The 21,870-nt window shown below is 69.9% G+C and carries 23 protein-coding genes; 7 read left to right on the plus strand and 16 right to left on the minus strand.

The features are described 5' to 3' along the window. Positions 1-54: 54 nt before the first annotated feature. Both ACSHXC_RS16570 and ACSHXC_RS16575 read right to left on the minus strand, forming a co-directional pair. Complete coding sequence (locus ACSHXC_RS16570) at positions 55-789, minus strand: prepilin peptidase (RefSeq protein WP_438292338.1); 735 nt, start codon at positions 787-789, stop codon at positions 55-57. Then, a complete protein-coding gene (locus ACSHXC_RS16575; protein WP_438296623.1) occupies positions 786-2,525 on the minus strand; it encodes a serine/threonine-protein kinase in 1,740 nt (579 codons plus the stop codon). Before ACSHXC_RS16575 ends, ACSHXC_RS16570 begins: the two co-directional genes overlap by 4 nt. Before the next feature lie 212 nt (positions 2,526-2,737). Between ACSHXC_RS16575 and ACSHXC_RS16580 the strand changes: the two genes are divergently transcribed. After that, positions 2,738-3,793: an alpha/beta hydrolase gene (locus tag ACSHXC_RS16580; RefSeq protein WP_438292339.1), complete on the plus strand. Its 1,056-nt coding sequence runs from the start codon at positions 2,738-2,740 to the stop codon at positions 3,791-3,793. A gap of 29 nt (positions 3,794-3,822) precedes the next feature. On the opposite strand, the gene ACSHXC_RS16585 is transcribed toward ACSHXC_RS16580, so the two are convergent. Next, the gene (locus tag ACSHXC_RS16585; RefSeq protein WP_438292340.1) at positions 3,823-4,689 is read right to left on the minus strand and encodes a menaquinone biosynthetic enzyme MqnA/MqnD family protein; all 867 of its coding nucleotides are present in this window, start codon (positions 4,687-4,689) and stop codon (positions 3,823-3,825) included. Positions 4,690-5,018: 329 nt separating this feature from the next. Here ACSHXC_RS16585 and ACSHXC_RS16590 point away from each other — a divergent pair, with 329 nt between their 5' ends. Further along, positions 5,019-5,222 (plus strand): cold-shock protein, encoded by a 204-nt coding sequence (locus ACSHXC_RS16590; protein ID WP_003967102.1) that lies wholly within the window; start codon positions 5,019-5,021, stop codon positions 5,220-5,222. 234 nt (positions 5,223-5,456) lie between these two features. On the opposite strand, the gene ACSHXC_RS16595 is transcribed toward ACSHXC_RS16590, so the two are convergent. Further along, positions 5,457-7,205 carry an AMP-dependent synthetase/ligase gene (locus ACSHXC_RS16595; RefSeq protein WP_438292341.1) on the minus strand — a complete coding sequence of 583 codons (1,749 nt, stop codon included), beginning with the start codon at positions 7,203-7,205 and terminating at the stop codon, positions 5,457-5,459. A gap of 94 nt (positions 7,206-7,299) precedes the next feature. Between ACSHXC_RS16595 and ACSHXC_RS16600 the strand changes: the two genes are divergently transcribed. Both ACSHXC_RS16600 and ACSHXC_RS16605 read left to right on the plus strand, forming a co-directional pair. Beyond that, positions 7,300-8,307: an AraC family transcriptional regulator gene (locus ACSHXC_RS16600; protein ID WP_438292342.1), complete on the plus strand. Its 1,008-nt coding sequence runs from the start codon at positions 7,300-7,302 to the stop codon at positions 8,305-8,307. Positions 8,308-8,417: 110 nt separating this feature from the next. Further along, the gene (locus ACSHXC_RS16605) at positions 8,418-9,569 is read left to right on the plus strand and encodes a lipase family protein (protein ID WP_438292343.1); all 1,152 of its coding nucleotides are present in this window, start codon (positions 8,418-8,420) and stop codon (positions 9,567-9,569) included. A gap of 66 nt (positions 9,570-9,635) precedes the next feature. On the opposite strand, the gene ACSHXC_RS16610 is transcribed toward ACSHXC_RS16605, so the two are convergent. Then, entirely contained in the window at positions 9,636-10,277 is a 642-nt protein-coding gene (locus ACSHXC_RS16610) for a MerR family transcriptional regulator (protein ID WP_438292344.1), read from the minus strand. Between the two features lie 117 nt (positions 10,278-10,394). On the opposite strand from ACSHXC_RS16610, the gene ACSHXC_RS16615 reads away from it, so the two are divergent. Next, a complete protein-coding gene (locus ACSHXC_RS16615) occupies positions 10,395-10,928 on the plus strand; it encodes a DUF4188 domain-containing protein (protein WP_438292345.1) in 534 nt (177 codons plus the stop codon). A 58-nt stretch (positions 10,929-10,986) separates the two neighbouring features. Here ACSHXC_RS16615 and ACSHXC_RS16620 read toward each other — a convergent pair whose 3' ends face one another. The 8 genes from ACSHXC_RS16620 to ACSHXC_RS16655 form a co-directional block, all read right to left on the minus strand. Continuing rightward, entirely contained in the window at positions 10,987-12,021 is a 1,035-nt protein-coding gene (locus ACSHXC_RS16620) for an ALF repeat-containing protein (RefSeq protein WP_438292346.1), read from the minus strand. Positions 12,022-12,037: 16 nt separating this feature from the next. Beyond that, the gene (locus tag ACSHXC_RS16625) at positions 12,038-12,448 is read right to left on the minus strand and encodes a hypothetical protein (RefSeq protein WP_438292347.1); all 411 of its coding nucleotides are present in this window, start codon (positions 12,446-12,448) and stop codon (positions 12,038-12,040) included. 131 nt (positions 12,449-12,579) lie between these two features. Continuing rightward, entirely contained in the window at positions 12,580-13,005 is a 426-nt protein-coding gene (locus ACSHXC_RS16630; protein ID WP_438292348.1) for an RICIN domain-containing protein, read from the minus strand. 394 nt (positions 13,006-13,399) lie between these two features. Continuing rightward, positions 13,400-14,743 carry a dicarboxylate/amino acid:cation symporter gene (locus tag ACSHXC_RS16635; protein ID WP_438292349.1) on the minus strand — a complete coding sequence of 448 codons (1,344 nt, stop codon included), beginning with the start codon at positions 14,741-14,743 and terminating at the stop codon, positions 13,400-13,402. A 446-nt stretch (positions 14,744-15,189) separates the two neighbouring features. Further along, positions 15,190-15,486: a DUF4229 domain-containing protein gene (locus tag ACSHXC_RS16640; RefSeq protein WP_438292350.1), complete on the minus strand. Its 297-nt coding sequence runs from the start codon at positions 15,484-15,486 to the stop codon at positions 15,190-15,192. An 80-nt stretch (positions 15,487-15,566) separates the two neighbouring features. After that, on the minus strand, positions 15,567-16,091 hold the full coding sequence (locus ACSHXC_RS16645; RefSeq protein WP_438292351.1) for an N-acetyltransferase family protein: 525 nt from the start codon (positions 16,089-16,091) through the stop codon (positions 15,567-15,569). Positions 16,092-16,101: 10 nt separating this feature from the next. After that, positions 16,102-17,265, minus strand: coding sequence for an aminofutalosine synthase MqnE (gene mqnE / locus ACSHXC_RS16650; protein WP_438292352.1), 1,164 nt, complete (start codon positions 17,263-17,265; stop codon positions 16,102-16,104). A gap of 55 nt (positions 17,266-17,320) precedes the next feature. Continuing rightward, complete coding sequence (locus tag ACSHXC_RS16655) at positions 17,321-17,770, minus strand: Lrp/AsnC family transcriptional regulator (RefSeq protein WP_053728817.1); 450 nt, start codon at positions 17,768-17,770, stop codon at positions 17,321-17,323. A gap of 142 nt (positions 17,771-17,912) precedes the next feature. On the opposite strand from ACSHXC_RS16655, the gene ACSHXC_RS16660 reads away from it, so the two are divergent. Beyond that, positions 17,913-18,038 carry a hypothetical protein gene (locus ACSHXC_RS16660; RefSeq protein ID WP_264199000.1) on the plus strand — a complete coding sequence of 42 codons (126 nt, stop codon included), beginning with the start codon at positions 17,913-17,915 and terminating at the stop codon, positions 18,036-18,038. Here ACSHXC_RS16660 and ACSHXC_RS16665 read toward each other — a convergent pair. From ACSHXC_RS16665 to ACSHXC_RS16675, 3 genes are all read right to left on the minus strand, one after another. Then, positions 18,035-18,760, minus strand: coding sequence for a UbiX family flavin prenyltransferase (locus ACSHXC_RS16665; RefSeq protein WP_438292353.1), 726 nt, complete (start codon positions 18,758-18,760; stop codon positions 18,035-18,037). The two genes, ACSHXC_RS16660 and ACSHXC_RS16665, sit on opposite strands and share 4 nt — an antisense overlap. Positions 18,761-18,806: 46 nt before the next feature. Continuing rightward, a complete protein-coding gene (gene mqnP / locus ACSHXC_RS16670; RefSeq protein ID WP_438292354.1) occupies positions 18,807-19,709 on the minus strand; it encodes a menaquinone biosynthesis prenyltransferase MqnP in 903 nt (300 codons plus the stop codon). 82 nt (positions 19,710-19,791) lie between these two features. Next, complete coding sequence (locus ACSHXC_RS16675) at positions 19,792-21,249, minus strand: menaquinone biosynthesis decarboxylase (RefSeq protein WP_438292355.1); 1,458 nt, start codon at positions 21,247-21,249, stop codon at positions 19,792-19,794. Between the two features lie 88 nt (positions 21,250-21,337). On the opposite strand from ACSHXC_RS16675, the gene ACSHXC_RS16680 reads away from it, so the two are divergent. Next, the gene (locus ACSHXC_RS16680) at positions 21,338-21,688 is read left to right on the plus strand and encodes a PLD nuclease N-terminal domain-containing protein (protein WP_438292356.1); all 351 of its coding nucleotides are present in this window, start codon (positions 21,338-21,340) and stop codon (positions 21,686-21,688) included. The last annotated feature ends 182 nt before the right edge of the window (positions 21,689-21,870 follow it).

The following is a 21,870-nucleotide window of genomic DNA, read 5'->3' on the forward strand; positions in this document are numbered from 1 at the left end:
CGATCCAGCCTACGCCAGCGGCTCTGCCCCACTGAGCGGGGGCCGACGGCCTCCCTATCCGCCGAGCCCGCCGAGGAGCAGGCCGCCGAAGGCCCCGGCGACGAGGAAGGGGCCGAGCGGGAACGCGGCCGTACGGTTCGCCCTTCGCAGCACCAGAAGACCGCCCCCGTAGACCGCGCCGAGTACGAGACCGAGCAGAGCTCCCGTGAAGAGCACCGGCCAGCCGTACCACCCGAGGACGGCCCCGAGCCCGAGCGCGAGCTTGGCGTCGCCGAGGCCCATGCCCGCCGGGTTGATCAGCACAAGCACCAAGTACCCACCGCCCAGGGCGAGTTCACCGAGCAGAGCCGTGGTCCAGGCCCCCGCGTGCCCCGGCAGCAGCGAGGCGAGCCCGAGCAGCAGGGTGGCAGCGAGGGCGAACGGCAAGGTCAGCACATCGGGCAGCCGGTGTACGCCCCGATCGACAACCCCGAGCAGCACGGCCACCGGCGCGAGCAGCAGCCACACCAACAGCTCCGGGCGGGCGCCGGTGGTGAAGGCGAGCCCCGCACAGGCCAGCGAGGTCAGCACCGCGAGACCCGGGGTCGAGGGCCCGTACCCACGAGCGGCCCCGAGCCAGCCCCGGGCCGGACCGGTGAACGGCCGCCCGTCGGGGACCGCGGACCGCCACGGCTGGCCGGGTTCGACGGAGAGCCGGTACGCCGGGCGGGGCAGCAGCACTCCGGCGGCCGCGCCCCACAGCGCGGCCCCGGCGACGAGAGACCCGTTCACCGGGTCGAGCCCGTTCACTGCTTCGTCAGGATGCCGGACGGCTTTCCGGCGGCCGCCTCCTCGGACTGGTAGGTGAGCTTGCCGTCGCTGCCGAGGGTGAAGACCAGTTCGGCGGTGCCGGTGGTGCACAGGCCCGCGGTGCCAGGCTTGCGCGGGTCGGTGCGCTCCTCGATGTGCACCTCGCCCGCCGTGCCGAAGAGCAGCTTGCCCACGCCGTGGCACTCCACCTTCGTACCCAGCACGTCGATCGTCGAGGTCGTCAGGGCGACATCGCTCCCGGTGCTGCCCGCCGTGAAGACGGCGGTGACCGTGCCGTGCGGCTGGCCGGTGCTCTGTTCCGTGGTCGGGCCCTGCCAGGTTCCGATGAACTGGCTCGGCAATTCGGCCAGTTGGGTTCCGGACGGCGAACCCGAGGGGGTCGCGGCGTCGGTCGGGGCCTGCGTCCCCGGCTCGGGCGCGCCCGTGGCACCGCTCGAAGCGGGCGGCTTCGCGCCCGTGTTTTTCGTACTGTCGCCGCCCGGCAGCATGTCGAAGAGGAAGGCCGCGCCGACCGTGACGGCGGCCAGCGCGCCCGCCACCGCGAGGGCCACCGTGCAGCTGACCTTGCGGCCCCGGCCGCGTTCGCCGGGTTCGGCGGCGGTCGCCACGGAGAGGGCTACGCGCGGGCCCTTGTCCACCGGTCCCGGCGGGGCCGTGGGCGGCGGGGGCGTGCGGGGGCCGGGGAACGGGGCCGCGTCCCTGCCGTACGAGGCGTCCGGCGGGCCGAAGGCTCCCGCGGATCCGGACGCGGGACCCGTGCCGCCTCCGACCGCCGGGCTGCTGAACGGGATCGGCCCCGAGCCGCTCACCGACTCCTCGGGCTCCAGGTCGAGCAGCCGGACCGCGGACCGGCTGACCTCCTCCACCAGCGGGCCCGGCAGCCAGCCGTCCCGCACCAGCGCCGCCGCTCCGGACGGGGCGAGGCGGGCCGCGAGGGCGGCGGGGGTCGGGCGGTCGGCCGGGTTCTTGGCGAGGCAGGCTCCGACCGCGTCGCGCAGCTCGCCGGTGAGGCCCGCGCCCAGCTCGGGCGACTCGTGCACCACCTTGTAGAGGAGGGCCGCCGAGGAGTCGCCGGGAAAGGGCGGCTCGCCGGTCGCCGCGTACGCGAGGACCGCGCCGAGCGAGAACACGTCGGCGGCGCCGGTGACGCCCCGGCCGAGGATCTGCTCGGGCGACATGTAGCCGGGCGAGCCGATGGAGACACCGGTCGCGGTCAGCGAGGCGGTGCCGTCGGTGGCGCGGGCGATGCCGAAGTCGATGAGGCGGGGCCCGTCGAGGGTGAGCAGCACGTTCGACGGCTTCACATCGCGGTGGACCAGGCCGAGCGCGTGCACCGCGGCGAGGGCCTCGGCGAGGCCGGCGCCCAGGACCCGTACCGAATGGCCGGGGAGCGGGCCGCGGTCCATGACGGCCTGGGTCAGCGAGGGGCCCGCCACATAGCCCGTCGCCACCCACGGAACCGGCGCCTCCGGGTCCGCGTCGAGGACCGGCGCGGTCCAGTCGCCGCCGACCCGCCGGGCCGCCTCGACCTCGTGCCGAAAGCGGGCCCGGAACTGTTCGTCGAGGGCGAAGTGCGGGTGCACCACCTTGACCGCGACCGTGCGGCCGCCCGCACTGCGGCCCAGGTACACGCGGCCCATGCCGCCCGCACCGAGCCGGCCGAGCAGCCGGTAGGCACCGATCGTCTGCGGTTCGCCCGCTTCCAGCGGCTGCAAAGACTGCATCGCGGTGCTCCCCCAACGCCCACCCTGGTCAAGCCGGTCGCACAGCAGCGTAGAGCCGTACGTGCGCGGGATCACCCTCAACCGAGACTGATCCGATGCTTACATGAGCGAACCGAAGAGCGGGTTCCGCCCTCTTGACTGGCGTAGTTCATGCTTAATCGCCCAAAATGCCGCCGCCCTCAGCCAGATTCACGGAGCCCCGAATGAACCGTCGCCGCCCTGCCGCTCTGATAGCAGCCGCCGCCATCGGCTCGGTCGTGCTGGTCTCCGGCTGCTCCGACGAGGGCAAGCCGGTCAGCTTCGACTCGGGGCCGAGCAGCAGCAGCCCGTCCTCGGGCGCCTCGGCGCAGGGCGGGCAGAAGAAGGACGACGACGCCTCCGCGAAGAACGGCGCGGCCGCGCAGACGCTCCTGCCGACCGGCCCGAAGGCCGAGTTCACCACGCAGAGCAGCCTCGACGACGGCACCAAGATCGGCGTGACCACGCTCAAGGGCGCCAAGTCCGGGTTCACGGGCAAGGTGTGGGTGTGGGCGCCGAAGCAGTACTTCGAGGAGAAGTACCGGAACAGCGGCTTCCCGGTACTCATCGCGCTGCCCGGCGGAAACGGTTATCCCAAGAACTACTGGATGGGCACCGACCTCAAACTGCAGAGCAGCATCAGCGAGTGGTCCAGGACGGGCAAGAGCCTGCCGTTCATCGTGGTCATGCCGGTCCTCAACCCGGACGCCAAGCACTACTACGACGGCAGCGACATACCGGGCCAGCCGAAGATGGGCACCTGGATGACCGAGGACGTGCCGGACCTGGTGCGGGCCAACTTCCGCACGTTCAAGTCCCGTGACGGCTGGGCCTTCATGGGCTCCTCGTCGGGCGGCTTCGTCGGCCTGAAGTCGGTGCTCAAGCGGCCCGACCTGTTCAAGGCCGCGATCGCCTCGGGCCCGGACACCGTGCCGGACTCCCCGCTGTGGGCCGGCCACGAGGCCGAGAAGCAGGCGAACAACCCGGAGAAGCTGGCCCAGGACCTGATCGACAAGAGCGGCCCCGAGGTCGCGCTCGCCTTCCAGGTGGGCACCAAGGAAGGCACCGTCGTGCCGAACGTGAAGAAGTTCATCGACACGTACGGCAAGGGCCCGGTGAAGACCCGCCTCCAGCTGATCCAGGGCGGCACCCACAACGCCCACACCTACGTGAAGGGCATGGGCGAGGGGACCATGGAGTGGATCAGCAAGCAGATGCTCGCCCCGATCCCGTCCTCCTGAACCGGCTGACGCTCCTTATGGAGCGAGCTTTACGGAGCGAGCAGCTCCACGTTCACATCCGCGGGGAACCCGGTGGTCGGACCCGTCCGCCTGGCGAACTCCCGTACGCCTTCGAGCTGTTGGTCCCCGAAGCGGAAGTCCAGCGTCGTGAAGTAGCGCTCCAGGAGCTCGGCGTCGAACACCTCCCAGCGCGCGGCCTGCTCCGCCACCTTGCCCACCTCCTCCAGGGAGAGGTCCCGGGACGCGAGGAACGCCTCGTGCACCTGCTGTACGACGCGGGGCTCGCGGGCCAGGTAGTCCTTGCGGGCCGCCCACACGGCGAAGACGAACGGCAGCCCCGTCCACTCCTTCCACATCGTGCCCAGGTCGTGGACCTGGAGCCCGAGCCGCGGGGCGTCGTGCAGCGAGGCCCGCAGCGCGGCGTCCCCGATCAGCACGGCGGCGTCGGCCTCGCGCATCATCAGGCCGAGGTCGGGCGGGCACGTGTAGTAGTCGGGGGCCACCTGGTACCGCTCGGCGAGCAGCAGCTGCGCCAGGCGTACGGAGGTCCGCGAGGTGGACCCGAGCGCGACCCGGGCCCGGTCCAGGTCCTCCAGGGGACGCTGCGAGACGATCACGCAGGACATGACCGGCCCGTCGCAGCCGACCGCGATGTCGGGGAAGGCGACCAGGTCGTCGGCGTTGCGCAGGAACTCCACGAGGGTGATCGGCGCGATGTCCAGGTCACCGTTCACCAGCTGCTCGCTGAGCTTCTCCGGGCTGTCCTTGGTCAGCTCCAGGTCGAGCAGCGTCCCCGTCCGCGCCAGGCCCCAGTACAGGGGCAGGCAGTTGAGGAACTGGATGTGACCGACGCGCGGCCGGCCGCCGCGGTGCTGGGGGCTGGTTGAATTGTCCACATGGCGAGGCTAGACCCGTCCCAGTCCGTGGACTCCGCCGGGCCCTGCCGGGGGCTCTGCGGGGGCGCTGCGGGGGTGTCCCGGCTGGGCCGTACGGGGTGCCTCGCGGGTGGGCCTGATCACCTGCTCAGCCTCCGGTCAAACGTCCGGGTGGAGTGATCTTTCCCTCTACCGCAGCACCTGAGCTGCGTGCTACGCTCAGCGCAAGTTGCAGTTTGGTTTCCCTTGCAGTACAGAGCCTGCGGAGCATGTAACCCGCAGGCTTTTGTAGTTTTCAGACTTGTTTGCAGGTTCTGGAGCAGGGCAACCCTTTGGCCCAAGGAGGGCTTATGGCTACCGGAACCGTGAAGTGGTTCAACGCTGAAAAGGGCTTCGGCTTCATCGCCCAGGACGGCGGCGGCCCGGATGTCTTCGTCCACTACTCCGCGATCAACGCGTCTGGTTTCCGCTCCCTGGAGGAGAACCAGGTCGTGAACTTCGACGTCACCCAGGGCCCGAAGGGCCCGCAGGCGGAGAACGTCACCCCGGCCTAACTTGCCCGGGTTGGCGATCGCTGACTTAGCAGTACCCAAGGAGCCCCGTCCGTCAGGACAGGGGCTCCTGCCTTTTGCAGCGGGCGTCACCGCATGCCGCCAGGGGCGCGAGGCACTGCGCGAGCAGCCAAGCACGGCCCGCAGCCGACATCGGACCCGATAAGGGGCGCGGGGAACTGCGCGAGCAGCCACAGACGGCCCGCACCCGAAAGCGAACCACCCCCGCGGCCCCGCTCAGCGGTAAAGCCCCTCGATCTCGGCCGCGTACCGCTCCAGAACCGCCTTCCTCCGCACCTTCAACGTGGGCGTCAGCTCACCCCGCTCCACGGAAAAATCCCGCGGCAGAACCGCGAACCCCCGAATCCGCGCGGGCCGGGACACCTGCGCATTGGCCGCCTCGACCGCCGCCCGCACGAGCTCGCGGACCTCGTCCGCACCCCGCCCCGCCGTCTCCTCCGCATCCACCGTGATCAGCGCGACCGGATACGGCCGCCGATCCCCCACCATCACCGCGTGCGAGACGATCCGGGCCCGCTCGATGGCCAGCTCCACGTGCGAGGGCGTGAGGTTCTTCCCGGCGGACGTGATGATCAGGTCCTTCTTGCGGCCGGTGATCGTCAGGTAACCGTCCGCGTCCAGCACCCCCAGATCCCCCGTGTGCAGCCATCCGTCCGCATCTAGCGCCTCCGCCGTGCCCAGGGCGTTCGCGTGGTACCCGGGGAAGATCATCGGCCCCCGGGCCAGCACTTCCTCGTCGTAGGCGATCTTCACCTCGCACCCCGAGACCGGCCGCCCCACCGTCCCGTACCGCACCGCCCCGGGGTGGTTGAGCGAGATCACGCCCGCGGACTCGGTCATCCCGTACCCCTCGAAGACCTGGATTCCGCAGGCCCGCAGGAAGTCCAGGATCGCCGGGTCGATCGGGGCGCCGCCGGTCAGCGCCCAGCGGAGCCGTCCGCCGAAGGCCGCTCTGACCAGGCTGAACAGCGAGGCGTCGGCGGCCTCGTACGCGCTCTGCCGCTCGGGCGGAAGCTGCCCGTCCGCCGCGAGGACGCCGATCGCGACCGCCGCGTCGAACCGCTCGCCGCCTCCCTCCGTCGCCTCGGCGAGCGAGCGCACGACCGAGTAGACCTTCTCGAAGAGGCGCGGTACGGAGGGGAGATGGGTCGGCTGCGCCTCGGCGAGCTCGCCGACCACGTCCTCGATGCGGCCGCCGAAGTAGCAGAGCTCGCCGCCGTAGAGCAGCGTCGAGAACTGGATCAGCTGGGCCAGCAGGTGCGCGAGGGGCAGGTAGAGGTACGTGCGGTCGCCGGGGCCACCCTCGATGAGGTTCAGGGTCGCGTCCTGGACCGCGCCCATGTTGCCGTGGGTGAGCCGGCAGCCCTTGGGCAGGCCGGTGGTCCCGGAGGTGTAGACGAGCTCGGCGTCGTCGCCGGGGCGGACGGCCGCGGAACGGGCCGACAGCTCGTCGGGCGGCACGGACTCGCCCCGGGCCGCGAGATCCACGAGCGGCACCGCGGACCCGCCGGGCAGCCCCTCCCCCGTCATCAGCAGGACGTGAGCGAGCGCGGGAAGGCCCCCGCGCAGCCCCTCCACGCGGGCCGCCTCCGCGGGACCCTCGCAGATGACCGCCTTCGCGGCGGAGTCGGCGAGGACCCAGGTGGCCTCCTCGTCGCCCGCCGTCGGGTACACCGGCACCACCACCGCGCCCGCCGCCAGGCAGGCGAAGTGCGCGTACGTCCACTCGGGGCGGGTCTCGGCGAGGATCGCGACCCGGTCGCCGGCCTCTATGCCGAGCGCGAGCAGGCCGCGCGCGGTGCGGCGTACGGTCTCGCGCAGCCCGGCGTACGTGACCGTCGCCCAGCCCCCGCCCGCCTCGCGGAACCTGAGGGCCGGCCGGTCCGGGTGGCGCGCGGCCGCCCACTCGGTGAACAGGGCGAGCGTCTCGGGGCGCGGGCTCTCGTACGGGCTCTGGGGGGTCATGATCCGACGGTAGGTACGGTTCCGGGCCACGCGGGATGACGGGAAACGTCACCCCGGCTGACCTCAACGCTCAACCCCGCTACCGTCGTTGACCATGGCGAAGCCGACGATCACCGTGCACCATGTGCGGGCCGTGCTGCGCGGCGCGGAGCGGCACGGCATCGACACCGTGCCGCTGCTCCAGGCGTCCGGCATCCCCCCGCTGCTGCTCGGCGACGACCGGGCGCGGGTCACCCCGGCCCAGTTCGCGCAGCTCTTCCGGGCCCTGTACCGGGCGACCGGGGACGAGTTCCTCGGGCTCGGCGGCGCCCCCAGCCGCCCCGGCACCTTCGCGATGATGTGTTACGCGGTGCTCGGCTGCCGCGACCTCGGCGGGGCGATGCGACGCGGCACCACGTTCTACGGCCTGTTCGCGCACGGCCCCGACCTCACCCTCGACATCACCGGCCCCGAGGCGGTGTTCGCGGTGCGGGGCGACCTCGCGAGCCAGGACGAGGACCGGTTCCTGGCCGAGTGCCTGGTGATCATCTGGCACCGGCTGTGCAGCTGGCTGGTGGGCCGCCGCATCCCGCTGACCCGCGCCGCGTTCGGCTATCCGCCGCCCCCGCACAAGGACGAGTACGAGTCGCTCTTCGGCTGCCCGGTCCGGTTCGGGGACACCCGCACGGAGGCGGTGTTCGACGCGCACTGGCTGACCGCCCCGCTCGTCCGCGACGAGGCGGCCCTCGGCCAGATGCTGCGCCGCTCCCCCTTCGAACTGCTCAGCCGGCGCGCGTACGGGACGACCGTGGGCGAGCAGGTGGGCCGAGCCCTGTCGGCCGCCCTGCGCGCCTCGCCCCGGCTGCCCACCCTCGACGAGACGGCGGCCCGCCTCGCCATGTCCCCGGCGACTCTGCGCCGCCGCCTGGCGCAGGAGGGCACATCGTTCCAGCAGCTCAAGGACGCGGTGCGGCGCGATGCCGCGATCGCGGGCCTGGCGGAGGGCCGCGAGCCGATCGCGGAGATCGCGGCCCGCCTCGGCTTCGCGGAGGACACGAGCTTCCACCGCGCGTTCCGCCGCTGGACAGGGGCGACCCCGGGGTCGTACCGGCCGGGCCGCTGAAGGCCACAGGGGTCAGTGAAGCTGAGCGGTACGGTCAGCTCCGTACCTACCGGTCAGTCACTACCTTCTCCTCAACTGCCCGCGCCCCATAGGACCGTTGGGAGAGCCGCATGCACGTCCGTACCCGAGTGGCCGGTGCCATCACCGCCGCACTCCTCCTGTCGGCAGCCACCCCCACCGCGTTCGCCGATGACACGGCGACCGCCTCGCCCGGGGACATCGTCACCCAGTCCCCCACCGAGTTCCATCCGCTGCCAGGCCAGTGGACCAACACCAAGGCCTGGCACATCACCTACCGCTCCACCGACGCCAAGGGCGGCCCGAACGTCGTCTCCGGGACGGTCATCGTGCCCAACGACGGCCGTACGGGCCCGCGCCCGGTCGTGACGTACGCCGTCGGCACGGTCGGGCTCGGCGACTCGTGCGCGCCGAGCGCCAACTTCCCGTACGGGACGGCCGTCGAGGCCACGCTGATCAACCAGGTCGTGCAGAAGGGCTGGGCGGTCGCGGTCACCGACTACGAGGGCCTGGGCACGCCCGGCGACCACACGTACACGGTCGGCCGGGCCGAGGGCACCGCCATGCTGGACGCGGCCCGCGCCGCCGAACGCCTCGGCATCCCCGGTGTCGACGCCGACTCGCCCGTGGGGATCATGGGCTACTCGCAGGGCGGCCAGGCCAGCAGCTGGGCGGCCGAGCTGCACGACTCGTACGCCCCCGACCTGCTGGTGAAGGGCACCGCGACCGGCGGCGTCCCGGCCGACCTCATGAAGGTGGCCGCGTCCAACGACGGCGGCCTCGGCTCCGGCCTCATCTTCATGGCGGCGGCCGGCCAGAACGCGGCCTTCCCCGAGCTGAAACTCGATTCCTACCTGAACCCGGCGGGCAAGGCGCTGGTCGACTACTTCAAGAACAACTGCGTGGCGATCGACACGACGGTGGGCTCGTTCAAGCACGTCACCGACCTGACCGTGAAGAACCCGCTCCAACAGCCGGACTGGCAGGCCAGGCTGGCCGAGTCGAAGCTCGGCACGCACCGCCCGGACGCGCCGGTGTACCTCTACCACGGCACGGTGGACGAGCTGATCCCGTACGCGGTGGGCCGGCAGCTCCGCTCGGACTGGTGCGCCAAGGACGCGAACGTGGAGTGGCACGCACTGCCGCTGCTCGGCCACATCGGCGGGGTGACGGTGGGCGGAGTCCCGGCGGCGAACTGGCTGGCGGACAGGTTCGCGGGCAGGCCGACGAGTTCCAACTGCTAGTGGTTCAGGTGTGGTTGAGCCCTTCCTCGGGGATCCCCGCGGAAGGGCTCGGCGCATATACGGGCGCTACAGCCCGTAGCGCCGTGCCGACTCCTCCTGCTGGGCGAGGCGGTGGAGGGCGCGCAGGATCGGGTCGAAGAGGATGGTCGCGGCGACGGCGACCTCGACCTTCTCGGCCTCGGAGGGGTGGGTCTCGACGAAGTCGAGATCGCGGACGGCGGCCTGGTGCATGAGCTGGGCATACGGGGCCATCAGCTCGGCGTCCCAGGCATAGCCGAGCCGGCGGAGGGTGGCGACGGCGACGATCAACGCCCGGTGATCGGGCGAGAGTTCACCGATCTCCCGGGCGGTGGACCACCCCAGCATGTCGAGCAGCCGGCACACTTCATCACGGGCGGCGGCCACAACCTCATCGCCGTCGTCCGGATCGGGCCCGTGGGGCAGGGCCCACAGGGCGGCGCCGAGGCGGATGGTGCGGTCGAGGGAGTCGTCGTCGACGTACCCGACGACCTCCTTGGCCGTGGCCACCGGGAGCCGGCCGACCTCGACCAGGGCGCGGATGAGACGGAGCCGGCGCAGGTGGCTGTCGTCGTAGTCGGCCGTGGTGGCGCCCACTTTGCGTCCCGGCGCGAGCATGCCCTGGCGCAGGTAGTACTTGATCATCGCGGCGGAGACCCCGCTCCGCTCGCTCAACTCGGCCAGCCGCATCCCTTGCACCCCTCGTCGGACAACGCCATTATCCAAGGTATCGATTCTGGATAACTCCGTTATCCAACAAGGTAGTTGTCCGCCGAGGAAGCCATCTGCCGAGGAGCTGGAGGCACCATGCAGGCCAAGCCGACCGTGAACCGCACGACCGCCGCCGCCGAGGGGGACGTGGTGGTGCTGCTCATCGGGATGCGCGTCAACCACTTCTGGGCGGTGCACCAGTGGGTTCCGGTGGCCCTGGCCATGTTCCGCATGCTCGGCGAACTGGGCAAGGACAGGAGTCGCGGTCTGCTCAGCCACGTCCTGCTCACCGCGTCACCTCGTACGTACTACGTGGTCCAGTACTGGGAGTCCAAGGAGCAGCTGTACGCCTACGCGCACTCGCCGGAGATGTTCCACCACCGGGCGTGGGCGATCCTCAACCGCAAGGAGCGCAAGGGCAAGCTGCGCGGGCACGTGGGCCTGTGGCACGAGACGTACATCGTGCCCGAGGGCGGCTACGAGTCGATCTACGCGGACATGCCCCCGTTCGGCCTCGCGGCGGCGACGGGGGTGCTGCCGCTGGAGGCACGGGGGCGGAGTGCGGCGGAGCGGCTGGGGCGTCGTTCCAAGGCGGCCACCTCCGAGGAGCCTTCGGCGAAGGCACACTGAGCCGCAGCTCCCCGGCGCCGACCAACTCCCGGTCGGCGCCGGGGAGTTGGCGCTCGCCTCAGCCCTCGGTGGAGCGGCGGCGACGCGTGGCGACCAGCAGGCCCGCGCCTCCGGCGAGCGCCAGGGCGGTGCCGCCGGCGGCCCACGGCAGCGCGGAACCGGCCCCGGTGGAGGCGAGGGAGGTGCCGCCGGAGGCGGGTGCCGGGTCGTTCTTGGCAGCGGCGGTCATCGACTTGCCACCCTTGTCGGCAGTGGAAGTACCGGTGCCCTTGTCGCCCTCCTTGGCGGCGTCAGGCTTGAGCCGGCCCTTGCCGTCGCCCTTCTCCCCCTCGCCCTTCTTGCCCTTGTCCTTCGCGGCGGCGTCGGCCTCGTCCTTCTTGCGGGCCTCGTACTGCCCCTTGTCGAGGAAGGCCTGGACGTCTTCGGGGGTGCCGAGGAGGGCCTTCTTGCCCGCCGCCTTCACCGCGGGTCCGCCGGTACTCATGATCTGCATGGCCAGCACCCGGTTGTCGATGATGCGAGCCTTGAACTGGCCGACCTCAAGGAACTCCGTGAGGGCCTCAAGGGTGTTCGCGTCCAGCGCCTTGCTCCCGGCTTCCTTCACCGAAGGCCCGCCGGTGTGCATGATCCTGAGAACGCGCACCCGGTCATCGTCGAGGCGGGCCTTGAACTGACCCACCTCAAGGAACTTCACTCGATCCTGCGGAGTGCCTTCGAGCGCCTTCATGCCCGCCTCGCGGACACCCCGGCCGACCTTGTCGGCCGTGCCGATGATCCGGGCGATCGCGACCCGGTTGTCGTCGTCACGCGCGATGAACTGGCCCACCTCAAGGAACTTGCGCATGGCGGCCGGTCCGCCGGAGATGGCCCTGGCCCCCTCTTCCTTGATGCCCGCCCCCGCGCCCTTGGCCGCCATCAGCCGCAGGATCTCCGCCTTGTCCGCGACCGCCTGCTCGTCGGAAGTCTTCGCCCCCGCGTCCGGCGCCGAGACGGCGGGCGCCTTGGCGTCGGCGGCGTACGCCGGAGAGGCGAGCAGAACGGCCGGCGCGATGGCCGCAGAGGCGACGAGCGCCGATATGCGCGTGAACTTCATGCAATTCCCCAGATACTCAAGAAAGTCCGGATTGACCCCCCGCATCGTATGTCGGCCTTGACTTTCCCTTTACGCGACCCCCCTCCCCCGCTCTGGTCCCCGAGACCACCAGGACCGGGGCGGGGAGCCGGTTGCGGAAGTGGTGGATGAGGGTCATGCCGATGAACATGTGGATCAGGTACAGCGGATACGTGATCGCACCGGCGGTGGAGAGCCACTTCCACTGGATCTTGTCGAAGACGCCCAGGGCGATCGCCCCGACCACGGCGAACCCGGCGATGATGATCAGCCGGACCGGCCAGGTCGCCAGATGCTCGGCGGCCACCCGGCCGAGGTTGCTGGCCATGCGGTGGTGGATGTAGCGCTGGGACAGGAGAAGCTGGAACAGGACGATGCCCCAGAGCAGGGCGTTCTGCATACCGGTCATTGCGGCGTGCGCGCCGATGCGGGATGCCGACTGGCGGCTACCGGGGGCCGGCGAGTGTCGGCCCCGGCCGGGACACAGCAACGCGGCCGCACCCCCTTCGGGAAGAGGTGCGGCCGCGCTGACGGCCCGACTCAGGCCTGCTCGAAGATCCACTTCTGGAAGCGGAGGCCCTCGAAGGGCTGCAGGGTGAGCTGCGTGCCCTTCTGGCCGTCGGGGAGCGTCACGACGCCGTCCATGTACGGGAAGGCGATGCGGTACAGGTGCTCGCCGACGGGTTCGATCGACCAGCGCTCCGGGAACGGCTGCACCGCGATGCGCGGCGGGAAGATGCGCAGGGCGCTCAGCGCGAAGAACGCCTCACCGGTGCTGAGCGAGCTCTTGATCTGGTACTCGTTGATGCCGTTGATGCAGGTCAGCCGCCACTTCTGGTTCGGCTCCTTGCTGAGCGGCCAGCCGATGACGGGCGTGTTGGGGTGCGGGCTCCCGCCGGAGACGTCCGCGTACAGGTCTTCGGCCGCGTTCTTGATCAGGTACTCGCCATCGGGCAGGATCGGCATGAAAGCCTCCAGGTCAGGACGGTGTACTGGTCTGATCGAGCCCCCTCACATTAGGTGTGGAGTGGAGGGAACGTAACGGATGCGTCCAGCCGATCCGGCGTAATTCAACTCGGCCTGGCCATACGCGACTTGGGTGCATTTATGCGTTCGGCAGCCGCATCGGTACGGCGGGAATCCGGTCCGTCCGCGCTTCCGGATACGGGTTCACGCGCGGCCTGAGCGGCGGGCTCGGCTCCGTCAAGTGGGCTCCGCGCCAAGGTGCGTGAGGGCGGCCGGGACCAGCCACCTGGGCGCTCGGCCATCCGCCCGGAAAGGGCCTCGGCCTCGAACGCCAGACGCCCGCACCCCGACAGGCAGGGCACGGGCGTCTCAGAAGCGAGGTCGAGCGAGATGCTCAGGCAGCGGCCGGGACGGTCGCCTTCTGCTCCGCCTCGCGGACGTCGTAGTCGTCGTCGACCGGAGAAACGTGCACCGAGTCGAACGCCCCCCGGTCCAGGATGTTCTCCCGGGCCGAGACGATGACCGGCACCAGCGCCTGGCCCGCCACGTTCGTAGCCGTGCGCATCATGTCCAGGACCGGGTCGATGGCCATCAGGAGGCCGACGCCCTCCAGGGGCAGGCCCAGTGTGGAGAGGGTCAGGGTCAGCATGACCGTGGCGCCCGTCAGGCCCGCCGTCGCCGCCGAGCCGATGACCGAGACGAAGGCGATCAGGACGTAGTCGCCGATACCCAGGTGCACGTCGAAGATCTGGGCTATGAAGATCGCCGCCAGCGCCGGGTAGATCGCGGCGCAGCCGTCCATCTTGGTGGTCGAGCCGAACGGCACCGCGAAGGACGCGTACTCCTTGGGCACGCCGAGCCGCTCGGTGACCTTCTGCGTCAGCGGCATCGTGCCGACCGACGAGCGGGAGACGAAGGCCAGCTGGATCGCCGGCCAGGCGCCCTTGAAGAACTGGAGCGGGTTGACCTTGGCGACGGTGGCGAGCAGCAGCGGGTACACCCCGAACATCACCAGGGCGCAGCCGATGTAGACGTCGGCGGTGAAGGTGGCGTACTTGCCGATGAGGTCCCAGCCGTAGTCGGCGATGGCGAAGCCGATGAGGCCGAGCGTGCCGAGCGGGGCGAGCCGGATGACCCACCACAGCGCCTTCTGGAGGAGTTCGAGGACGGCCTCGCTGAGCGTGAGGATCGGCTTGGCCTTCTCCCCGAGCTGGAGCAGCGCGATGCCGGCGACGGCGGCCATGAAGACGATCTGCAGGACGTTCAGTTCGGTGAAGGGTGTGATCACGTCCGTCGGGATGATGCCCGTCAGGAAGTCCAGCCACGAGCCCGTGTGCTTCGGGAGCTTGCCGTCCTTCGGGGTCAGGCCCGTGCCCGAACCCGGGTTGGTGAGCAGGCCTATGACGAGGCCTATGGCCACCGCGATCAGCGACGTGATCATGAACCAGAGCAGCGTGCGCGTGGCGAGCCGGGCGGCGTTGTTGACCTTGCGCAGGTTGGTGATCGACACCAGGATCGCGAAGAAGACGAGCGGCGCGACGGCCAGCTTCAGGAGCTGGACGAAGATGCTGCCTATCTGCTCAAGGGTGTCCTTGAGCCAGCCGACGTCCTGGCTGCGGGCCAGCCAGCCGAGCAGGCCACCGAGCACCAGACCCGCGATGATCTGGGCCCAGAAGGGGAACTTGGACGATATGGAGAAGCCTCGCTTGGGCTTCTCCTGGGCGGTCGCGGAGGACACGGAAACACTCCCTGGTGAGCGGGTTCAGGCGTTCCGCACGTGCAGACATGCAGACGTTCGGTTCGGAGGAGCGCGGCGCCCGTTCACAAGGGACTGGTCAGCATGGACCGGTCACGTAACGCTGGGGACACCGCCGCATGATGCCGGGGTCAGACGTCGCGGCAACAGACCGCGGACATGCAGCGGCAGAGGTCGACATGCAGACGCGCCACGAGCGGAACGGCTCCGCCGGTGGGGTGCTGGTGCACAGCTGCTGTCGTCATGTCGAACACGTTAACACTTGAACTTTGAGAACCTCAAAGCAGTTCTTTTACACCGACATGACCCCGGCATGACCGGATGCCACTCCAGCCGAGCCTGAAGACAACGACGGCCCGGCTCCGAAGCGGTGAGCTTCGGAGCCGGGCCTTCCAGGCGTGTGAACTACCTAACGCGAGGCGTCTCGGCTACTGGACGACGCCGTCCTCCTGCGACCGGTTCGCCTCCAGCTTCGCCTTGGCGTTCTCCACCTTGTTCACGAGCTGGACGGACATCGCGTCGCGCTGCTTGCGCAGGAGGACGAAGCTCAGCGGCGCGGAGATGACGAGGGCGAGCAGGATCACCCAGATGAAGTTGGAGTTGCCGAGCCCCTTCGGCAGCACGCCGAACTGGACCAGCAGGCCGACGAAGACCAGGCTGCCGATGAAGATCCCCACGCGCAGCATGGTGTACCAGATGGTGGCGCTCGGCTTTGCGGCGTTCACGACTGACCTTCTCTCTACGGTGGCCCCTGCCCGACTAGTGAAGCACGCCCACAAATGGATCAGTTCAGCGGGCACGGGCCTCAGGTCAGGGGCAGCAGCATGATGATGTCGTCCCGGTCGTCCCCGTCGGCAACCCGGATCGCGCCGGGCACCCGCCCGACCTCCTTGTAACCACACGAGCCGTAGAACCGGTCGACACCGGTACCGCCCCGGCAGGTGAGCCGGATCGCCTCGATGCCGTCGAGGCCCCGTACCGCGTCGGCGGTCGCCGTCATCAGGTCGCGGCCGTACCCCTTGCCCTGGTGCACGGGATGCACCATGACCGTGTACAGCCACACCCAGTGCGTCATGAGGCGGTGCGTGTTGTACGCGATGAACGCGGTGGCGGCGACCCGCCCGGCCTCGTCGAACCCGACGAGCAGCCGCATCCGCCCCTCGGCCATCGCCACGAAGTGCTTGACCAGTTCGGGCCGTACGTCCTCGGCGGAGACCGGCGGGACGAACCCGACGGCCCCGTCCGCGTTGGACACCTCCGTCCACAGGCCGAGCAGCCCGTCGCGCAGGGCGGGCGTGACCGGCGGGTCGAGCTGGAAGGTCAGTGCCACGGAGCCCCGCTCAGAAGCGCATCGGCTGCGGCGCTTCGCGCAGCGAAGCGTCCGGGCCCGGGTACTCACGGATGATCTCGTACCGCGTGTTGCGCTCCACGGGGCGGAAGCCGGCCTCGCGGATGAGTTCGAGCAGGTCGTCCCGGGTCAGCTTGTTCGGCGTGCCGTAGTTGTCGGCGTCGTGCGTGATCTTGTATTCGACGACCGAGCCGTCCATGTCGTCCGCGCCGTGCTGGAGCGCGAGCTGGGTGGTCTGCAGGCCGTGCATGACCCAGAAGCACTTCACGTGCGGCACGTTGTCGAACAGGAGGCGGGAGACCGCGAAGGTCTTGAGCGACTCGGCGCCCGTCGCCATCGTCGTACGCGCCTGGAGCTTGTTGCGGACCTTGCCGTCCTGCATGTCCACGAAGTCGTGCTGGTAGCGCAGCGGGATGAAGACCTGGAAACCGCCGGTCTCGTCCTGGAGCTCGCGCAGGCGCAGCACATGGTCGACGCGGTGGCGCGGCTCCTCGATGTGCCCGTACAGCATGGTCGAGGGGGTCTTGAGCCCCTTCTCGTGGGCGAGGCGGTGGATGCGCGACCAGTCTTCCCAGTGCGTGCGGTGGTCCACGATGTGCTGGCGGACCTCCCAGTCGAAGATCTCCGCGCCGCCGCCGGTCAGTGATTCCAGACCGGCGTCGATGAGCTCGTCGAGGATCTCGGAGGCGCTGAGCCCGGAGATCGTCTCGAAGTGGTGGATCTCGGTCGCCGTGAACGCCTTCAGGCCGACGTTCGGCAGCGCCTCCTTGAGGGCCTTGAGCGAGCGCGGGTAGTAGCGCCAAGGGAGCGTCGGGTGGAGCCCGTTGACGATGTGCAGCTCGGTGAGGTTGTCGTTCTCCATCGCCTTGGCGAGGCGGACGGCCTCCTCGATGCGCATCGTGTACGCGTCCTTCTCGCCCGGCTTGCGCTGGAACGAGCAGTACGCGCACGACGCCGTGCACACGTTGGTCATGTTGAGGTGACGGTTCACGTTGAAGTGGACGACGTCGCCGTTCTTGCGCGTGCGCACCTCGTGGGCGAGCCCGCCGAGCCAGGCCAGATCGTCCGACGCGTAGAGCGCGATGCCGTCCTCGCGGCTGAGCCGCTCACCGGCCCGGACCTTCTGCTCCAGCTCGCGCTTGAGTCCCGCGTCCATCAAGGCCGCCTCCCATACGTGTGTCTTTCAGGCTCCACCAAAGGTACGCCCCGCCCTACTCGGGAAGTTCCCCGACCCGGTTCTCCCACTTCGTGGAGAGCACGATCGTGGTGCGGGTGCGCGAGACGCCCTTGGTGGAGCCGAGGCGGCGGATCGTCTTCTCCAGGCCGTCCACGTCACCGGCCCGGATCTTGAGCATGTACGAGTCGTCGCCCGCGATGAACCAGCAGTCCTCGATCTCGGCGAGGTCGCGCAGGCGCCGGGCCACGTCCTCGTGGTCGGCGGCGTCGGAGAGCGAGATGCCGATCAGCGCGGTGACACCGAGGCCGAGCGAGGCCGCGTCGACCGTGGCGCGGTATCCGGTGATGACACCGGCGGCCTCCAGACGGTTGATGCGGTCGGTGACGCTGGGGCCGGAGAGCCCGACGAGCCGGCCCAGCTCCGCGTACGAGGCCCTGCCGTTCTCGCGCAGTGCCTGGATGAGCTGCCTATCGACGGCGTCCATATGCCTGAAGCCTTCCATTGTTCAGCGATACCGCGAGTTTAAGTGTAGAATCTAAGGCATGCAGGGCCAACACCCTGCGAATCATTCAGCTGCTTGCATAATTTTCCAGCAGATCAAAGACGATCTTTCAGGAGTTGTCACCGTGTACACGATCGAGATGGCCTACGCCCGGATGCGCGAGCTTCAGGACCTGGCCAACCGGTCCCGTGCCCACCAGCCCTCCGCGACGAAGCCCCGCGCCGCCAAGCGCACCGCCAAGAAGCGCTAGTTCTCGCGAGAGCCTCCCCCAAGGTCTCGGCTCCGGTCGACCATGGGGGACCCCGATCCGAGCTCTCCCTCCCAACGGCGGTACAGGCCGTGCGGCACTCCTGCCGCATCCAGTACGCGCCCCGCGACGAAGTCCACCAGATCCTGGATGTGCGTCGCCCCCGCGTAGAACGCCGGAGAGGCGGGCAGCACCACTGCGCCCGCCTCGTCCAGTGTCACCAGGTGCTTGAGGGTCTGTCCGTTCAACGGCGTCTCGCGCACCGCGACCACCAGCTTCCGCCGCTCCTTGAGCGTCACGCTCGCGGCCCGCTGCAACAGGTCCTTCGAAAGCCCGAGCGCGACCCCGGCCACACAGGCCGTCGACGCCGGCACGATCAGCATCCCCTTCACGGAGTACGAGCCCGACGAGGGCCCGGCCGCCAGATCCCCGGCCGCCCAGTGCCGTACGTCCGACACGTCGAGCGCCCCGAAGGTGTCCGGCTTCCCGTCCGCGCCCCGCGCCAGCCACGCCCGCAGGTCGTCCCGCCAGTGCGCGTCGCGGAACGCGATGCCGGTCTCGTCGAGCAGCGTCAGGCGCGAGGCCCGCGAAACCACCAGGTCGACGCTCTCCCCGGCCGCGAGCAGCGCACGCAGCACCGCCGCCGCGTACGGCGTCCCCGAGGCACCCGACACGCCGACGACCCAGGGCGTGCGCTGCTGACTGTGTACGTTCACGTGCTCCACGTGTCCGAGCCTATCCGGCGGCCCGCCCGCAGGTCCGGTCCAGGTGTCAGACCGTCAGGCCCCGCACCAGCAGGTCGAGCAGCGCGCAGATGAACAGGGCGATCCCGATGAAGCCGTTGACCTGGAAGAACGCCCGGTTGAGGCGCGACAGGTCGTGCGGCTTGACCAGCGTGTGCTCGTAGAGGAACGCCGCGAACACGATGAGCAGACCCAGCCAGAAGAAGAACCCGGCGCCGGTGGCGAGGGCGTACCAGACGAGCAGCGCCATCGTCACGGAGTGGCAGCCGCGCGCACCGTGGATGGCGGCCGGGATGCCGAAGCGGGCCGGGACCGACTTCACGCCGTGGCCGCGGTCGGCCTCGACGTCCTGGCAGGCGTAGATCAGGTCGAAACCGCCGATCCAGATGCCGATGGCGAGACCCAGGATCACCGCGTCCCACGACCAGGAGCCGGTGATCGCGATCCAGGCGCCGACCGGGCCCATCGCCTGCGCGATGCCGAGGATGGCCTGCGGGAAGTTGGTGAACCGCTTCCCGTACGGATAGACCACCATCGGGATCACCGCGACGGGGGCGAGCGCCAGGCACAGCGGGTTGAGCGCGGCGGCCGCGCCGAGGAAGACGACGAGCGCGATGAGCGCGCCCGTCCACGCGGAGCGCACCGAGACCGCGCCGGTGACGAGCTCGCGGCCCGCGGTGCGCGGGTTACGGGCGTCGATCTCGCGGTCGATGATCCGGTTGCAGGCCATCGCGAAGGTGCGGAGCCCGACCATGGCTACGGTGACCAGGAGCAGCCGCCCCCAGTGGATGTTCTTGTCGAGCTGGAACATCGCGGTCAGCGCGGCGGTGTAGGCGAAGGGCAGCGCGAAGACCGAGTGCTCGATCATGACCAGGCGGAGGAACGCCTTGGTACGACCCGGTTGCGGAACTGCTGCGGCGGAGGCGCTCACTGGAGTCCGTACTCCGGTTCATCCCCGCGGCGGCGGGGAAACCCGCGCTCCGCGCTGCCGTTCTCCATCATCTGCCAGCACCTCACAGTCCGTATTCCTTCCAACGCCTTGTCACCCGTTCGGCCGTGTCCGGGTCCGACTCGACCATCGCGGGCCAGCCGCCGTCGCGTGTGTAGCCCTCCTCGGGCCACTTCGCGGTCGCGTCGATGCCCGCCTTGCCGCCCCAGAACTGCTGGTAGGAGGCGTGGTCGAGGTGGTCGACCGGGCCTTCGACGACGGTGAGGTCGCGGGCGTAGTCGGTGTTCCCGAAGGCCCGCCAGGACACTTCGTGCAGGTTGTGGACGTCGCAGTCGGCGTCCACGATCACGATCAGTTTGGTGAGCGACATCATGTGCGCGCCCCAGATCGCGTGCATCACCTTCTGGGCGTGCTTGGGGTACTTCTTGTCGATCGAGACGATCGCGCAGTTGTGGAAGCCGCCCGACTCCGGCAGGTGGTAGTCCACGATGTCCGGCACGATGATCTTGAGGAGCGGCAGGAAGAACCGCTCGGTGGCGCGGCCGAGGGGACCGTCCTCCGTCGGCGGGCGGCCGACCACGATGGACTGGAGCAGCGGGCGCCTGCGCATCGTCACGCAGTCGATGGTCAGCGCGGGGAACGGTTCCTGCGGGGTGTAGAACCCGGTGTGGTCGCCGAACGGGCCCTCCGGCAGCATCTCGCCCGGCTCCAGCCAGCCCTCGATGACGACCTCGGCGTTGGCCGGGACCTGCAGCGGCACCGTCTTGCAGTCGACCATCTCGATCCGCTTGCCCTGGATGAACCCGGCGAAGAGGTACTCGTCGATGTCGCCCGGCAACGGCGCGGTCGAGGCGTACGTGACGGCCGGCGGGCAGCCGAAGGCGATGGCGACCGGCAGCCGCTCCCCCTTCTTGGCGGCGACGGCGTAGTGGTTGCGGCTGTCCTTGTGGATCTGCCAGTGCATGCCGATGGTGCGCTTGTCGTGGCGCTGGAGGCGGTAGAGGCCGAGGTTGCGGACCCCGGTCTCGGGGTGCTTGGTGTGCGTGAGGCCCAGGTTGAAGAAGGAGCCGCCGTCCTCGGGCCAGGTGAACAGCGCGGGCAGCTGGTCGAGGTCGACGTCGTCGCCCTTCAGGACGACTTCCTGGACGGGCGCGGCCTCCTGCTTCACCTTCTTCGGCGGCACGTGCACCATCGAGCCGAGCTTGCCGAACGCCTCGCGGATGCCGACGAAGCCCTGCGGCAGCTCCGGCTTGAGCAGCCCGCCGATCTTGTCGCTGATCTCCTCGTACGACGTGAGGCCGAGCGCCTTGAGCAGGCGGCGGTCGGTGCCGTACACGTTCATGGCCAGGGGCATCGAGGCACCCTTGACGTTTTCGAAGAGGAGGGCGGGGCCGCCGGCCTTGTTGACCCGGTCGACGATCTCGCCGACTTCGAGATACGGGTCGACCTCGGCCTTGATGCGCTTGAGGTCGCCCTCGCGCTCCAGCGCCCTGAGCAGCGATCGGAGATCGTCATAAGCCATGGGGTCAAGTATCGGGCACCCGATACCCTGGCCGGGTCACCGGGGCCGAGGCACGGCCCGCAACCGTTCCCGGGGGGACCCTCCAACCATGCTCAGGTATCTGCCGTTCCTGCTGGTCCTGGCGCTGTGGATCTACGCGTTCATCGACTGCCTCAACACCCCGGAGGAGGAGGTCAAGGGCCTCCCCAAAGTGGTGTGGATCATCATCATCCTGCTCTTCGGCGAGGTTCTGATCGGGCCGGTCGCGTGGCTGGCCGCGGGGAAGGTGCGCGGCGGGAGCCCTGGGGGGCGCTGGACCGCCCCCGACGACAACCCGGCCTTTCTCGCGTCCCTCGGGGAGGGGACCAAGAAGGACGAGGCGCTGCTGAAGGACTGGGAGGCGGATCTTCGGCGCCGGGAGGAAGAGCTGAAGCGCCGCGAGCGGGGCGAGGAGGCGTAGGCCTGGGTGCGCTGGGGCTCCGCCCCAGACCCCGCTGGCCCCGCCCCGCCCCTTCCCTCAACCCTCCGGGGGATTCATTCGGCTGCGGACCGTGGCTGGCTGGGCGCGCAGTTCCCCGCGCCCCTAGCTGCATTGGTGCTGGCCCGCACCGGGCATTTCAGCCTGTCATGGGGGTCCCCCCT

The sequence above is a fragment of the Streptomyces sp. HUAS TT7 genome (assembly GCF_051550175.1).
Classification (GTDB): domain Bacteria; phylum Actinomycetota; class Actinomycetes; order Streptomycetales; family Streptomycetaceae; genus Streptomyces.